General features: G+C 39.9%; 12 protein-coding genes and 2 tRNA genes. 8 read left to right on the top strand and 6 right to left on the bottom strand.

The window, feature by feature from the left end; translation table 11 throughout:
- Window position 1: 1 nt before the first annotated feature.
- Window positions 2-916 (top strand): glutaminase, encoded by a 915-nt coding sequence (locus NE848_RS00825; protein WP_252110319.1) that lies wholly within the window; start codon window positions 2-4, stop codon window positions 914-916.
- A 71-nt stretch (window positions 917-987) separates the two neighbouring features.
- Here the strand turns inward: NE848_RS00825 and rpsT are convergent, their stop codons facing one another.
- From rpsT to proS, 4 genes are all read right to left on the bottom strand, one after another.
- Window positions 988-1,236 carry a 30S ribosomal protein S20 gene (gene rpsT, locus NE848_RS00820; RefSeq protein ID WP_240099385.1) on the bottom strand — a complete coding sequence of 83 codons (249 nt, stop codon included), beginning with the start codon at window positions 1,234-1,236 and terminating at the stop codon, window positions 988-990.
- Window positions 1,237-1,267: 31 nt separating this feature from the next.
- Window positions 1,268-1,339, bottom strand: a tRNA-Glu gene (locus NE848_RS00815).
- Window positions 1,340-1,406: 67 nt separating this feature from the next.
- A tRNA-Glu gene (locus tag NE848_RS00810) sits at window positions 1,407-1,478 on the bottom strand.
- 78 nt (window positions 1,479-1,556) lie between these two features.
- Window positions 1,557-3,035, bottom strand: coding sequence for a proline--tRNA ligase (proS, locus tag NE848_RS00805; RefSeq protein ID WP_252110318.1), 1,479 nt, complete (start codon window positions 3,033-3,035; stop codon window positions 1,557-1,559).
- A gap of 106 nt (window positions 3,036-3,141) precedes the next feature.
- On the opposite strand from proS, the gene NE848_RS00800 reads away from it, so the two are divergent.
- Both NE848_RS00800 and NE848_RS00795 read left to right on the top strand, forming a co-directional pair.
- Window positions 3,142-4,239 carry a hypothetical protein gene (locus NE848_RS00800; protein WP_252110317.1) on the top strand — a complete coding sequence of 366 codons (1,098 nt, stop codon included), beginning with the start codon at window positions 3,142-3,144 and terminating at the stop codon, window positions 4,237-4,239.
- A gap of 77 nt (window positions 4,240-4,316) precedes the next feature.
- On the top strand, window positions 4,317-5,822 hold the full coding sequence (locus NE848_RS00795; protein WP_252110316.1) for an OmpP1/FadL family transporter: 1,506 nt from the start codon (window positions 4,317-4,319) through the stop codon (window positions 5,820-5,822).
- 49 nt (window positions 5,823-5,871) lie between these two features.
- Here the strand turns inward: NE848_RS00795 and NE848_RS00790 are convergent, their stop codons facing one another.
- Window positions 5,872-7,713, bottom strand: coding sequence for a T9SS type B sorting domain-containing protein (locus NE848_RS00790; RefSeq protein ID WP_252110315.1), 1,842 nt, complete (start codon window positions 7,711-7,713; stop codon window positions 5,872-5,874).
- Between the two features lie 146 nt (window positions 7,714-7,859).
- Between NE848_RS00790 and folE the strand changes: the two genes are divergently transcribed.
- From folE to NE848_RS00765, 5 genes are read left to right on the top strand one after another with little or no spacing between them, the layout of a single operon-like run.
- Window positions 7,860-8,537 (top strand): GTP cyclohydrolase I FolE, encoded by a 678-nt coding sequence (folE, locus tag NE848_RS00785; protein WP_252110314.1) that lies wholly within the window; start codon window positions 7,860-7,862, stop codon window positions 8,535-8,537.
- Between the two features lie 22 nt (window positions 8,538-8,559).
- Window positions 8,560-10,044, top strand: coding sequence for a cysteine--tRNA ligase (gene cysS / locus NE848_RS00780; RefSeq protein ID WP_252110313.1), 1,485 nt, complete (start codon window positions 8,560-8,562; stop codon window positions 10,042-10,044).
- A gap of 10 nt (window positions 10,045-10,054) precedes the next feature.
- On the top strand, window positions 10,055-10,303 hold the full coding sequence (gene yidD, locus NE848_RS00775; protein ID WP_252110312.1) for a membrane protein insertion efficiency factor YidD: 249 nt from the start codon (window positions 10,055-10,057) through the stop codon (window positions 10,301-10,303).
- Between the two features lie 45 nt (window positions 10,304-10,348).
- Window positions 10,349-11,170 carry a prolipoprotein diacylglyceryl transferase gene (lgt, locus tag NE848_RS00770; RefSeq protein WP_252110311.1) on the top strand — a complete coding sequence of 274 codons (822 nt, stop codon included), beginning with the start codon at window positions 10,349-10,351 and terminating at the stop codon, window positions 11,168-11,170.
- Entirely contained in the window at window positions 11,167-11,676 is a 510-nt protein-coding gene (locus NE848_RS00765) for a DUF192 domain-containing protein (protein WP_252110310.1), read from the top strand. Before lgt ends, NE848_RS00765 begins: the two co-directional genes overlap by 4 nt.
- A gap of 80 nt (window positions 11,677-11,756) precedes the next feature.
- Here NE848_RS00765 and secDF read toward each other — a convergent pair whose 3' ends face one another.
- Window positions 11,757-14,759, bottom strand: a complete 3,003-nt coding sequence (gene secDF / locus NE848_RS00760; RefSeq protein ID WP_252110309.1) for a protein translocase subunit SecDF — start codon at window positions 14,757-14,759, stop codon at window positions 11,757-11,759.
- Between the last annotated feature and the right edge of the window lie 13 nt (window positions 14,760-14,772).

Here is a 14,772-nt window from a genome sequence, read left to right as displayed (position 1 = left end):
TATGGATTACCAGAAAATTCTTGATACTATCTATGAAGAAATGAGTTACCGTGATGTAAAAGGTAAGGTTGCATCATACATCCCGGAACTGGCCAAAATTGATCGAAGGAAATTTGGAATGCACGTGTATTGCGGTGATCAGCAGCATTTTTGTTTTGGAGATAGTAAAGAGGATTTTTCAATTCAAAGTATCTCGAAAGTTTTCACACTGGCGATGGCAATGAGGTTGATGGGAGAAGATCTCTGGGATCGTGTTTCGGTGGAACCATCTGGCGATCCATTCAATAGCCTTACACAGCTGGAATATGAGCACGGGATTCCCAGAAATCCTTTTATTAATGCCGGAGCCCTTGTTATATCAGATATTCTTGTAGATCAGCTGGATGATCCAAAACAGGAACTTTTAGATTTCGTAAGGAAGATTACGGGCGATCCAGACATCAAATACGACGAAAAAGTAGCGGCTTCTGAAAAAGCTACTGGCTACAGGAATGTAGCCCTGGTAAATTATATAAAAGCTTTGGGAAACATCAAATGTGATGTAGAACCTATTGTTGATTTTTATTTTCACCAGTGCTCACTTGCGATGAACTGCAAAGATCTTGCGGAAGCATTCATGATATTCGCCAATAAAGGAAAGATACTGAAAACGGGAGAAGAAATATTGAAACCGAAGACGGTGAAAAGGATCAATGCCCTAATGCAAACCTGCGGTTTTTATGATGAAGCGGGAGAATTTAGCTTTCAGGTTGGTTTACCAGGAAAAAGTGGTGTTGGCGGTGGAATAGTAGCCATACATCCCGACAATTATTCGGTGGCTGTATGGAGTCCCATCCTAAATGAAAAGGGAAATTCTGAACTGGGAATGAAAGCCCTGGAGAGGCTTACAACCCTTACGGGAGTTTCGGTATTCTGATAAAGGGGGAAACAAAAAAATGCCTTCCGGAAACCAGAAAGCATTCTCTTATAAATTGAACACTGCTAAAATTAAAGTGCTGCGACGTGCTTAGTCAAATTTGACTTTAGGTTAGCAGCTTTATTATCGTGAATGATATTATTCTTAGCCAATTTGTCGACCATTGAGATCACAGAAGGCAACATTCCCTCAGCCTCTTTCTTGTCGGCTTCACGCAATTTTTTGATCGCGTTTCTTGTAGTTTTGTGCTGGTAGCGATTTCTAAGACGTTTAGTCTCATTGCTACGAATCCTCTTCAACGCTGACTTATGATTTGCCATTACAATTGTTATTTAAAAAGTTTTTTAAAAGTAGTCCGTAGGGGAATCGAACCCCTGTTACCAGGATGAAAACCTGGCGTCCTAACCCCTAGACGAACGGACCATTATCTATTTCAAAATGCAACCTAATGTTGCTTTAAACGAACACTTTCTTTCAGTGTTTCTCTTCGTAGTCCGTAGGGGAATCGAACCCCTGTTACCAGGATGAAAACCTGGCGTCCTAACCCCTAGACGAACGGACCATTTTTGTTTCAAATGCGGATGCAAAAATACAACTATTTTTCAATGCCGCAAATGTTGACCAAAAATTTTTAAAATTTTTAATAAGCCTTAGCAAACAACACTCTTCCTTCGGAAGGTTTTCCAGTTAACACACACTCTCCGGCCTCATCTTTCCTGTTAAAGGGGATGCATCTTATGGTCGCTTTGGTAAGCTCTTTTATCTTATTTTCAGTCTCCGGAGTACCATCCCAATGCGCTGAAATGAAACCACCTTTTTGTTTAAGGACTTTTTTGAATTCATCAAAAGAATCTACCTCGGTAATATGTTCATCTCTGAATGATTTTGCCTTGTTAAAAAGATCTTCCTGGATTTCAGTCATTAAAGACCTTATTTTTTCAACAACCTTATCGCGATTTATGAATTCCTTGGTAAGTGTATCTCTTCTTGCAAGCTCAACCGTTCCTTTTTCAAGATCCTTAGGACCAATGGCCAGTCTAACCGGCACCCCCTGTAATTCATACTGTGCAAACTTCCATCCCGGTTTCTGAGTATCTCTGTCATCATATTTCACTGAAATTCCCACTGCTCTTAGATCTTTTACCAACTCATTAGCCACTTCAGATATTTGCTCTAATTGCTCTTCCCCTTTATAAATTGGGACAATAACAACCTGAATAGGCGCAAGATTTGGCGGAAGCACGAGTCCTTTATCATCACTATGGGTCATAATTAACGCCCCAATAAGTCGAGTTGAAACTCCCCACGAAGTCGCCCAAACATGCTCCAAACCACCATCTTTAGTGGCGAATTTCACATCAAAAGCCTTCGCGAAATTCTGCCCTAGAAAATGAGAAGTTCCAGCCTGCAAGGCCTTACCATCCTGCATCAATGCTTCTATACAATAGGTTTCAAGCGCCCCTGCAAAACGTTCATTCTCGGTCTTGCTCCCTTTAACTACAGGAATTGCCATAAAGTTCTCTGCAAATTCAGCATAGATATCATTCATCAATTCAGTTTCCTGAAGGGCCTCTTCTTTTGTTTCATGGGCCGTATGACCTTCCTGCCATAGAAATTCGGAAGTCCTCAGGAAAAGACGTGTTCTCATCTCCCATCTCACTACATTTGCCCACTGGTTTACCTTTATTGGAAGATCCCTGTATGACTGGATCCAATTCTTATAAGTGTTCCAGATAACGGCTTCAGAGGTTGGGCGCACCACAAGCTCTTCTTCCAGTTTAGCCTCCGGATCTACCTTAAGTTTTCCAGGGTTATCGGGATCATTTTTCAATCGGTAATGAGTAACCACCGCACATTCCTTTGCAAAGCCTTCTGCATTCTTTTCTTCAGCCTCAAAAAGGCTCTTGGGAACAAACAAGGGAAAATAAGCATTTTGGTGCCCAGACTCCTTGAACATTCTGTCCAGTTCAGCCTGCATTTTTTCCCAGATCGCAAAACCATAAGGCTTGATCACCATACAGCCACGTACTGCGGAATTTTCAGCCAGATCAGCCTTCACCACCAGCTCATTATACCACTTGGAATAGTCGTCACTTCGCTTTGTTAGATTCTTACCCATTTCTTGTTATTTGGCATAAAACTTGTATCTTTTAATACGTTATCGTACTAACCGTTCGGGCAAAACTAACTATTTTTAGCATGCCCAACAATAAAAAGAATTACCAATGAAACTTTATTACATCTTACGAAACAAACTGAACCTCCTGTTCATTCCGGTGGCTCTGTTTGCTATGGTTTCCTGTGGCTCTTACCAGTATTCAGGTTATGAGGCCGATGGAATATACGGAGAGTCCAGACCTGGAATCTGGGAGCAGGAAGAACCGCAAACTAATGAGGTGAGACCTAATAACAACAATAATTACTATAAGAATCTTTTCGCCCAGCAATCAGAAATGTATGGGGAGATCCTGGAGAGCGATATTTTTACAGACGTAGAAAGTTATACTTCCAACGATGGTTATGAAAACTATAATAATGTTGGTGGCGATGTAGCCTATGTAGGCGGGAATGCTCCCTGGGGTGATGATCCAGACAGCTACACAATTAACATATACAATAATGGGTTCTATGGTGGATATTATTCCCCATGGAGATATGGATGGGCTTATCAACACTTCCCTTTTTATTATGGAGGGTTTTATGACCCATGGTACTATCCATATTGGCATGGAGGTTATTGGGGCGGACCTATAGCATACGGTTATGGATCTTACTGGAATATAGGATTTGGATTTGGTTACCACTATTATGGAGGCTATTATAATCCATATTATCGTCATTATTATAGACATCATTACTATCCATATAACTACAATAATAATATAGCATACAACCAGGGAAGAAGAAATTCAAGAGTATACTATTCTGATGGAGAAAACCGAAGAAGCCTTTCTTCCAGAAATTCTTCTTCATACTCCAGAAGTATAAGAGAAATAAGAAATTCGAGATCTTCAGACTATGGCACTTCTCGGGTAAGAAGCAGTGCCAGTAATACTGACGATCGCAGAATTTACACCAGAACAAATCGTAGAACTGAATCACCAAGATCCTATGATTATAACAGAAGCAGAAACAGCTCCCCTGTTTACCAGCGATCTTCGCAAAGCAATAATAGAACATACCGATCTTCACCATCCAGAAGAAGCAGTTCTTCTACGAGATCATCCACCACCAGAAGCTCAAGCAGTTCTAGCAGGAGTTCAGGAACTACCAGAAGTTCCGGAGGAAGATCTTCAAGAGGTGGCCGCGGAGGTAGTCAATAAAAATGTATAAGTTTAAAATATAACCTTACGGGCAGATTAGCCTGTGAGGTTTTTTTATAATCGAAAATCAATTGTATATGAAAAGAATATTATCACTACTAGCCTTCTTTGCAGTCCTTAGCTCACTGAAAGCTCAGGATTTGAATGACGCTTACCGGTATTCTTCCAGTGAATTATCAGGTACCGCAAGATTCGTAGGAATGAGTGGAGCATTTGGTGCATTGGGTGGAGATCTTTCAGCAATTTCAATAAACCCCGCTTCTTCGGCTGTATTCCTCTCGAGCAATGCTTCAGTAAGCCTAGGTTACCGAAGTCTAGATAACAGCATTCGCTATAACAATGGCAACTCCGTAAGTGAGGATTCAGAAATCGATCTTGGCAATATAGGTGGTGTTTTTGTCTTTAGAAGCAATGGAGACAGCGATTGGAGCAAGTTCTCACTCGGAATTAATTATAATTCAACTTCACTATATGATGAAAATTATGTTGCAAGAGGAACTTCTTCAAATTCGATTGATCAATATTTTTTAAATTATGCTGATGGTATTGAACTCGATCTCCTTCAACTAAGGAATGATGAAAGCATCTCAGACCTGTATTCATTCTTAGGGGAAAATTATGGCTTCCCGGTACAGCAGGCTTTTTTGGGATATCAGGCATACATTTTAGAAGCAGAAGCCGACGACCCTTCTAACACTGAGTATTTCTCATTAATTGCGCCGGGAAATTTTGACCAGCGATATAATTATGCAGCTACCGGGCTAAACGGAAAGCTTACTTTCAACGCCGCAACCCAGTACAAAGATTTCCTCTACCTGGGATTGAACCTAAATACACATTTTGTCAATTATGAGAATTCGACTGAATTAAGCGAATTCAATAGCAATTCGGGAAGTGAAACCACTGAAGTATATTTTGGAAACAACCTGAACGCAAACGGAGATGGTTTTTCATTTCAATTAGGAGGGATTGCCAAAATAAATGAAAGTTTAAGGCTTGGATTCACTTATGACTCGCCCGTTTGGTTCGATATTCGTGAAGAAACAACACAATATATTGAAACCAATAGTCCGCAAGATGAATTTGTGACCGTATCGCCGAATATCATAAACGTTTATCCCGAATACAGACTCCAAACCCCTTCTAAATTAACCGGTAGTATCGCCTACCTTTTCGGAAAACAGGGATTAATAAGTTTTGATTACAGCAGGAAGGACTATTCGAATATAAAATTTAAGCCCGATAACGATCCAAGCTATCAAAATCTAAATATGGATATTTCCAATAACATGAAAGCGGCATCAACCTATAAACTTGGTGGTGAATACCGAATTTCTAATTTTAGTCTTAGAGCCGGTTACAGGTTTGAGGAAAGCCCCTTTAAAGATGGAAGCAGGGTAGGTGATCTTACCGGTTATACGGGTGGGATAGGTTATAACTTTGGAAGTGTTAATCTTGATCTTGCATACAGTTTAACCGATTATGAAGAGAATATGCCAATTCTTAATACAGGACTTACAGATCCGATTAGGTTTGATCGCGATCTTTCAAAGGTTATACTTTCTGTTAGTTTTGGTTTATAAAAGAAAGAAAACCATCAAGACATCAAAGGCGCCTTACCGGCGCTTTTTTTTATCTCTTAAGAGTGAAATTTGACATATAAACCTGATATCCCCCCGTTTTCTGATCTACAAATTCTACTCTGAACCAGTAATCATCTGCAGGTAAATCTTTACCATTATAGGTCCCATCCCATCCTTTGTTCCCACCAGGGTCAAGCTGGCGAATTAATTTCCCGTACCGGTCAAAAACAAACAATCTCTTTATACTAATATCACTATTACTAATCAGACTCCAGGTATCGTTATAACCATCAGAATTTGGAGTAAAAAAGCGAGGATATCCCACCAGGAAAAAATTGTCACTCGTGGTTTCCCCACAACCATTAATTTCACGCGTAGTAATTGTATGGCTTCCCGGAGGAACCCGATTAAAAACATTGGATTCCTGCCAGTTACTATTATCAAGCTTATACTCAAAACCAGCGTAGGTACCCCCTATAACATTTTCAGCTGTTGCCGTAACCGTATAACCATCTCCAAAGTCGGATCCTGAAATCGAAATAGAAACCGATTCCGGTCTGGAAATAGCAACAGGCATTGTAATAAACTCCTTCTCACACCCTGAAGCAGAATGCCTTAATGTTAAACTCAACTGATTTCCGGAGGGAAGATCATTGAGGGTAAGCACTGCACTTGTCCCTATAATGCCGGTACCATCAGTCCATTCATAAGTGTAGTCTGAACCGAGATCGTTACCCAAACTAACAGGTGCTATAAGTTCATTATTCCTGTCTACACAAAAAACAGTAGTTTCAGCCAATTGGTATTCAGGAAAGTTGAAATCAACCAGATCAAATTGCTCAACTTCAGAAAGACACCCACTTTCTATATACTCTACTTTTGCATATATGGTAGTTCCATCCTGAAAAGGAAAAGACGAGGGTTGAATAATCGGCTCATTATTTTCTATGGCATCAGTACTTTCATAAAATATAGCCCTGTAATCTGCCGGATTTGAGTTAGGAGCTATCAGTTGCGAGGAAGCTTCAGTGAGATCTATAAATTCCGTAGATTCAGCACAAGCTGAAAGACCTGAGACCTCACCTATTTCAGGAACTTCATAGAAAGTAACCGTCACATCATCCTGATCGCTACTTGCTCCAACAAGGTCTTTTACCACCAGTCGGTAATCTCCCGATTGAGTTACTGTTAAAGTTGGACCATCTTCTCCCGGGATCTGTTCATATTGTGAGGTACTTTCATTGTACACATACCATTCATAAATTTCAGCCTCATCGGTAGTTCCATCCAGGATATACTCATTTTCTCCGCAAACCACGATATTATCCCCCAGGTCACTATCAAGTATAGAGCAATCGGTTGAACCACCACCCGAGTTTGTTTGTTCCAGGCTAATAAAACCAGGTAATTGCTGGAAATTAGTAATCACCACAACATACACCTGATTTGCCATTGCCCCGGAAATAGTCATTGTTTCAACAGCATCTGGAAGATAACTACAGTCCACAAGATTTTCTGCATTTAGAGCGGTCGCAGAACAATACTCCTCACCCCTCTCAAAAGGCCCCCAAACCACAAAATCCACATCCAGGGGTGCCCCACTTCCATCTTCATTTTCATATTGAGAAATTTTAAAGCTAAGGTCACCCGAATCCTCCACCTGTAAAAAGAACCAGGCCGGATAGGGCTGCTCTTCCAAACAACCATAGTCTGGACCAGCCTCCCCGCTAATCTGCGAACTGTTAGTATAATTGGAATTCGGAAAAGTAAGTCGTTCACTTCCTGCACAAAAAGGCTCTATATCACTACAAGTAGAGCCCTGAGCCAATATCGAGCCACTGGCCAAAAAGCCAAATATTAAAGTTAATATCAGTATTTTATTACCTTTCATCCCCTGAATCCAAGAACTTATGCAAATTATGAAATATAAAGCATTTGTATAGTAAAGCCTAATTGATTTTGAATACGGCTAAAACCTTATAAATATGTATCTTTGCAAGCCAATACGGTTTTAACCGACTATTATTGCAAAAAAGCATGAAAGTAGACAAGATATTGAATGAAATCGAAGAGATGGGCGATGCCCACGCAGGAAGCAGCGCTAATACGCCATTAAGAGAAGATGCGTTCGACTTAAGCGATATTGAAAAAATCGACCTGATTAAGGAAGACGTGAGACACATCATGGAAACTCTAGGGCTTGATTTAAAAGATGATAGCCTGAAAGGAACTCCATTGAGAGTCGCTAAAATGTTTGTTAATGAAGTTTTCTCAGGTCTTCACCCGAAACGCAAACCAAAGGCCTCTACTTTTGAAAACAAATACAAATATGGCGAAATGCTGGTTGAGAAAAATATTACAGTATATTCTACCTGTGAACATCATTTGCTACCTATCGTAGGAAAAGCTCATGTGGCATATATTTCTAACGGAACAGTTGTGGGACTTTCAAAAATGAACCGAATCGTAGATTATTTCGCAAAAAGACCTCAGGTTCAGGAAAGGATGACCATGCAAATAGTTCATGAACTTCAAAACGTACTTGGCACCCCTGATGTAGCCTGTGTTGTAGACGCAAAACATCTTTGTGTTAACAGCAGAGGAATCAGAGATATAGAAAGCAGCACTGTGACCAGCGAATTTGGCGGAGCTTTCAAACAAAAAGAAATAAGAAGAGAATTTCTGGATTATATTAAATTAGACACTTCGTTCTAATAATTCAAAACATTTTTACTACATGGCGCTTTACCAGGAACAAAGCCTGAAACTTTACAATTCAATGACGGGTGAAAAGGAAATTTTTACCCCAATAAATGAAGGACATATAGGAATGTATGTATGTGGTCCAACTGTTTACAGTAATGTACATTTAGGAAATTGCCGTACATTCATTTCATTTGATTTGGTCTTCAGGTACCTTAAACATTTAGGTTATAAAGTTCGTTATGTAAGGAATATTACCGATGCCGGCCACCTTGAAAATGATGCTGACAGCGGTGAAGATAGGATCTCCAAAAAAGCAAGACTGGAGCAGATTGAACCCATGGAAGTAGTACAGAAATACACTGTGGATTTCCATAATATACTTCAGAAGTTCAACAACCTTCCTCCCAGTATCGAACCTACGGCTACTGGGCATATTGTTGAGCAAATCGAGATTATCAAAACCATCCTGGAAAATGGCTATGCATACGAAGCAAACGGTTCTGTTTATTTTGATGTCTTAAAATTCAATAAAGATCATTCTTATGGCAAACTTAGCGGAAGAGCTATAGAAGATATGATCGCAAACACTAGGGAACTTGCCGCACAAAGCGACAAAAAGAATCCACAGGATTTTGCATTATGGAAAAAGGCCGAACCACAGCACATTATGCGATGGCCCTCTCCATGGAGCGATGGTTTCCCGGGATGGCACCTTGAATGTACCGTTATGAGCACAAAATATCTTGGGGAATATTTTGATATTCATGGTGGTGGAATGGATCTTAAGTTTCCTCATCACGAATGTGAAATTGCCCAGGGTGAAGCCGCCACAGGAAAATCTCCTGTAAATTACTGGCTTCATGCCAATATGCTCACCCTCAATGGCAAGAAAATGGCCAAAAGTACTGGCAATTTCATCCTTCCGGAACAGATATTTACCGGGAATAATGATATTCTAACAAAAGCCTTTTCTCCAAACGTAGTACGATTCTTCATTCTACAGGCCCATTACAGAAGTATCCTTGACTTCTCCAGTGAAGCGCTGCTAGGAAGTGAAAAAGGCTTCAACCGACTAATGGAAGCCTATCATTCAATTGATGAACTACCAGCATCAGACACAACCGGATTTGATCTTGCGGCATGGAAACAGTCATGTTACGATGCCATGAATGACGACTTTAATAGCCCTATCCTTATCGCCAGGCTTTTTGATATGGTGAAAACCATCAATAATATCAAGGAAGGTGATATTGAGATCGCTGAAGATGATAAAAAGGAGCTTAGAGAAAGTATGAGTGCCTTTATGTTCGATATCCTTGGACTTGTTGATGCGGCTTCAGAAAATGAAAATGATGAGAACAAACTGGCGGGAACAATTGAACTACTTATAAAACTGAGAACTGAAGCAAGAAACAATAAGAATTTTGCTTTAAGCGATCAGATAAGGGACCAGTTAGACGAACTGGGAATTCAACTTAAAGACGGGAAAGAAGGCACTACTTTCTCTGTAAAATAATAGATTTATTATGCTGAACCGATGGTTGAGTAAAATATTGACCGGCACCGTTCAGTTCTACAAGAAGTTTATTTCTCCACTTACCCCGGCAACATGTCGGTATGAACCAACATGTTCTACATACATGATCGAAGCTATCAGGATACATGGGCCTTTTAAAGGCACATGGCTTGGAATTAAACGAATAGCCAGATGCAATCCCTGGGGAGGTTGTGGCTATGATCCGGTTCCTGGAAAATCGGGGTCCAAAAGAGCCTAAAGAAAAGGCAAATATGTATATTTACGCCTAATCAAAAAATTTACCATGCTTATAAATGCTATTCGCTGGAATCCGTCAGAAGGACTGGATTTGGGAATTCTCACTATACACTATTACAGCCTCATGTTCTTAATTGCCTTTGGTCTTGGCTGGTACATTATGAAAAGTATTTATACCCGGGAAGGCATCAAAATAGAAAAACTCGATTCCTTATTCATATATACCGTTATTGCTACACTTATAGGAGCAAGACTTGGTCATGTTATTTTCTATGATTGGGATTACTTCCAGAATCATCTTCTTGAGATATTTCTACCTGTTAGGTTTGAGCCGGAATTTGAGTTTACCGGATTCAGGGGATTGGCCAGCCACGGTGCAGCTATTGGTATTATTGTGGCCATGTATCTTTACTCAAAAAGAATACTTGAAAGACCCGTGCTTTGGATACTTGATCGTATCGTAATACCTGTGGCCAGTGGAGCTATTTTTGTAAGAATTGGAAATTTCATCAATTCTGAAATCATTGGAAAACCCACTAATTCAGATTATGGAGTGATATTCGAGAAACTCGGAGAAGACTTCCCAAGACATCCCGCTCAGTTGTACGAATCAGCCTGTTATTTATTAATATTTCTCATATTGTGGCTCATCTACTGGAAAACTGAAAAACGCTTTAAACTGGGCTATATATTTGGTCTTTTCCTCGTACTGTTATGGACAGTGAGATTCTTCATAGAATTCATTAAAGAACCACAGGTAGAAGAGCGAGCTACCTGGTTATTAAATACAGGTCAGTGGCTTAGCGTGCCATTTGTTTTAGCTGGCCTTTATTTCATGTACAGACCCACTAAAAGAAGAACTGTATGAAAAAACAAATTTTAAGTCTGGGAACTCTCGCATTTTTCACCTGCCTGTCTTTTACCTCTTGCAACGAAGAGAAGAAAGAGAAGACGATTGAAACAAATCCAATTTCATTCAAAAAAGAAGCTGAACTCTATTTGCTCAAATCTTCTGGAGACACCATTGAAAAACTGGACATAGAACTAGCTGAAAGTGATTACGAGCACGAAACCGGGCTCATGTATCGTGATGGAATGGAAGATTCACAGGGCATGCTTTTCATTTATGATAGTGAACGTGTGAGAAACTATTACATGAAGAACACTTATTTCCCTTTAGACATTATTTATTACGCCGAAGACAGCAGCCTGGTAAGTATTCAAAAGAATGCTACACCGCGCGAAGAAACCTCCCTGCCTTCAGATGGCCCCGCCCAGTATGTCCTTGAAGTAAATGCCGGCCTCTCGGATGAATGGAATTTAGAAAAAGGAGATAAGTTCACCTTTTACCGTACGAATTCAAACGAAGAATGAGTTCTTTTTAAAAACTAGATGAAATAAAAAAGGCTTTCCAAATGGAAAGCCTTTTTTTATGAATACAATATATACTGAAATTAAGCTGTAGCAGCTTCTTCAGTTTGAGGCTTCTTTTTCTTTTCTAATGAAGACTTCTTCTTAACGCTATCAAACATTATCGGTGTAGCGATGAACAATGAAGAGTAAGTACCTACAATAACACCAACTATAAGAGCGAACATGAATCCTCTGATGCTCTCCCCTCCAAAAATAAAGATAGCAAGTAGTACTACCAAGGTGGTAAGCGAGGTGTTCAAGGTTCTACTAATGGTACTATTCAAGGCAACATTAACTATCCTACCAAACTCCCACGAAGAATGTTCATTTACATACTCCCTGATTCGGTCAAACACAACCACGGTATCATTCAGAGAGTAACCTATCACCGTTAATATCGCCGCGATAAAGGCCTGATCTATCTCCATATTAAAAGGCATCACTTTATAAAGCAATGAGAAGATACCAAGTACCACAAGTACATCATGGAATACTGCTGCGACAGCTCCAAGGCTGAACTGCCATTTACGGAACCTTAAAAGGATATAAAGGAACACCACTATAAGTGAACCTAATACCGCCCAGAAAGATGCATTCTTGATATCATCAGCGATAGTCGCACCAACTTTCATGGACTGCATTATACCAACAGTTTTGGTATCAGATCCATCCACAAACTCATCATATGTGAAGCCAGCAGGAAGATAAGGTTTAAGTGACTCGAAAAGTGATTGTTGAATCTCCTCATCAACTGCAGCTCCCTCTTCATTAACTTTATATTTAGTTGTGATCTTCAACTGGTTATCCGGACCAAAAGTCTTTGCCTCCGCACTTCCGAAAGTAGCAACAAGGTCATTCTGAACTTCAGTCGGATTCACATCATCAGCGAATCTTACCGTATAGGTTCTACCCCCAACGAAGTCAACACCCTGGTTAAGCCCCTGAACAAATAGAGAACCAATACTGATTACGATAAATAACCCGGAAATAATATATGCAACCTTTCTCTTTTTAAGAAAATCGATGTTCATGTTAGTGAACAGATTCTTGGTAAGAGAAGTAGAAAAATCAAGAGATTTACCTTTTTTACCGTATCCGTCAATGAACAATCTGGTTATAAAGATCGCAGTGAATAAAGAGGTAGCGATACCAATTAATAAAGTAGTAGCGAATCCTTTAATAGGACCGGTTCCGAGTACGAACAGGATAAGACCGGTAAGACCTGTAGTAATGTTCGCATCAAGAATAGATGATAATGCATTATTGAAACCATCCTTGATCGCATCTCTTTGGATCTTACCTTTAGCAAGCTCCTCTTTAATTCTTTCAAATATAAGTACGTTTGCATCTACCGACATACCTATGGTCAATACGATACCTGCAATACCAGGAAGTGTCAACACAGCTCCAAGTCCCGCAAGGATTCCGAAGATGAAAAGAATGTTTACAACAAGTGCGATATCAGCAAAGACTCCTGCCTTACCATAATAGAAGATCATCCAGATTAATACAAGTATAAGAGCTATACCGAATGAATTAATACCACTGTCAATAGCTTCCTGACCTAATGAAGGTCCTACTACTTCACTCTGAATTATATCTGCAGAAGCCGGAAGTTTACCAGCTCTTAGAACGTTAGCTAAATCCTGACCTTCGGTAATGCTAAAATCTCCAGTGATTTCACTTCTACCCCCAGAAATCGGACCACTTGAAACACCTGGTGCAGAATAAACAATATTATCAAGAACAATAGCGATCTGGCTTTGCTCATTGTATGCCTTCTCTGTCATATCTTCCCAGATCTTCGCACCGGTCCCATCCATTTGCATACTTACTGCAATACGACCTAGCTGATCATAGGTTTGTTGTGCATCGGTGATCACACTACCGCTTAATGGAGGCTCCATATTGCGGTTTCCTTTCAGAGCATACAATGCAGATGTTTGAGTTTCATCATCTGGCACACCCCAAACGAATTTGGCATAACGAAGTTCTGAAGGAAGCAACGAACGAATTTGAGGCCTGGTTAAATAATCCATCACCTTAGCAGTATCCTGAACTTTAAAAGTTGCAAGCACAGGTCCTCCCTGATAACCAGGAGAAACAATAAGATCAAAAATTGGATTATTACCAGTCTCTACCTGGGTAGTATCTTCAGCATCAGCTAAAAGCTCATCGATTTCATCATCACCTGAAGTTTCGGTAGTATCAGTTTTTTCTTCAGAAGCAGCTTCTTCTGAACGCTGCATTTCAGCCAGCCTGTTGTTTGCCTGAACAAGGAAATTTCCTAATTCATTGCTTTTATAAACATGCCAGAACTCTAATTGAGCTGTACTTTGAAGAAGGTTCTTTACCCTGCTGATATCTTTTGCTCCGGGAAGTTCTACAAGAATTCTCCCTGAATTCCCTAAACGCTGGATATTTGGCTGAGTAACCCCAAATTTATCAATACGCTTTCTTAGTACTTCGAAAGCTGAAGTTATAGACTCGTCAATCTTTCTTCTGATGATTGGCTCAACCTCTTCATTGGTCATGTTGAAGTTGATCTCATCACTTAAAGTTTTGTTTGCAAAAATATCCGGAGAAGCCAGTTTGGCATTTGGAATATTATTGAAAGCCTCAAAGAAAAGATCTACATAGTTCTCCTGACTATCGGTTTGAGCAGCATCGGCCTCTGCCAAAGCTTTTCTGAAAGCAGGATCTTTTGAATCATTCGCAAGGCCGCTTAATATATCTTTAACCGAGATCTGGAGGATCACATTGATACCTCCCTTAAGGTCAAGACCTTTGTTAAGCTCTTTATCTTTTGCATCATTATAGGTTATACCCGCGATTACCTCTTCATTTCCAATCGAATCCAGGTATCTCGCTTCAGCATCATCACGAAGTCGTGAATAATCCTCTACATCTTCCCCAATTCTTTGAACTGCAAATTCTTCAGCTTCATCTTCAACCTCATTAGTTATAAATGTAAAAGACAGCTGATAAAGGCATACCAGCCCAAATAAAATTGCAAAAACTTTAATCAGTCCTTTATTCTGCATTATTCCTCAAATT

Source organism: Gramella jeungdoensis (assembly GCF_023805255.1).
GTDB classification, from domain to species: domain Bacteria; phylum Bacteroidota; class Bacteroidia; order Flavobacteriales; family Flavobacteriaceae; genus Christiangramia; species Christiangramia jeungdoensis.
Note: the sequence above shows the minus strand (reverse complement) of the source record. Positions and strands in the feature narration are given on the sequence as shown.

Bases quoted from the DNA above. Each gene is read 5' to 3' on its own strand.
- NE848_RS00825 (WP_252110319.1), top strand. From the start codon at position 2: ATGGATTACCAGAAAATTCTTGATACTATCTATGAAGAAATGAGTTAC.
- rpsT (WP_240099385.1), bottom strand. From the start codon at position 1,236: ATGGCAAATCATAAGTCAGCGTTGAAGAGGATTCGTAGCAATGAGACT.
- proS (WP_252110318.1), bottom strand. From the start codon at position 3,035: ATGGGTAAGAATCTAACAAAGCGAAGTGACGACTATTCCAAGTGGTAT.
- NE848_RS00800 (WP_252110317.1), top strand. From the start codon at position 3,142: ATGAAACTTTATTACATCTTACGAAACAAACTGAACCTCCTGTTCATT.
- NE848_RS00795 (WP_252110316.1), top strand. From the start codon at position 4,317: ATGAAAAGAATATTATCACTACTAGCCTTCTTTGCAGTCCTTAGCTCA.
- NE848_RS00790 (WP_252110315.1), bottom strand. From the start codon at position 7,713: ATGAAAGGTAATAAAATACTGATATTAACTTTAATATTTGGCTTTTTG.
- folE (WP_252110314.1), top strand. From the start codon at position 7,860: ATGAAAGTAGACAAGATATTGAATGAAATCGAAGAGATGGGCGATGCC.
- cysS (WP_252110313.1), top strand. From the start codon at position 8,560: ATGGCGCTTTACCAGGAACAAAGCCTGAAACTTTACAATTCAATGACG.
- yidD (WP_252110312.1), top strand. From the start codon at position 10,055: ATGCTGAACCGATGGTTGAGTAAAATATTGACCGGCACCGTTCAGTTC.
- lgt (WP_252110311.1), top strand. From the start codon at position 10,349: ATGCTTATAAATGCTATTCGCTGGAATCCGTCAGAAGGACTGGATTTG.
- NE848_RS00765 (WP_252110310.1), top strand. From the start codon at position 11,167: ATGAAAAAACAAATTTTAAGTCTGGGAACTCTCGCATTTTTCACCTGC.
- secDF (WP_252110309.1), bottom strand. From the start codon at position 14,759: ATGCAGAATAAAGGACTGATTAAAGTTTTTGCAATTTTATTTGGGCTG.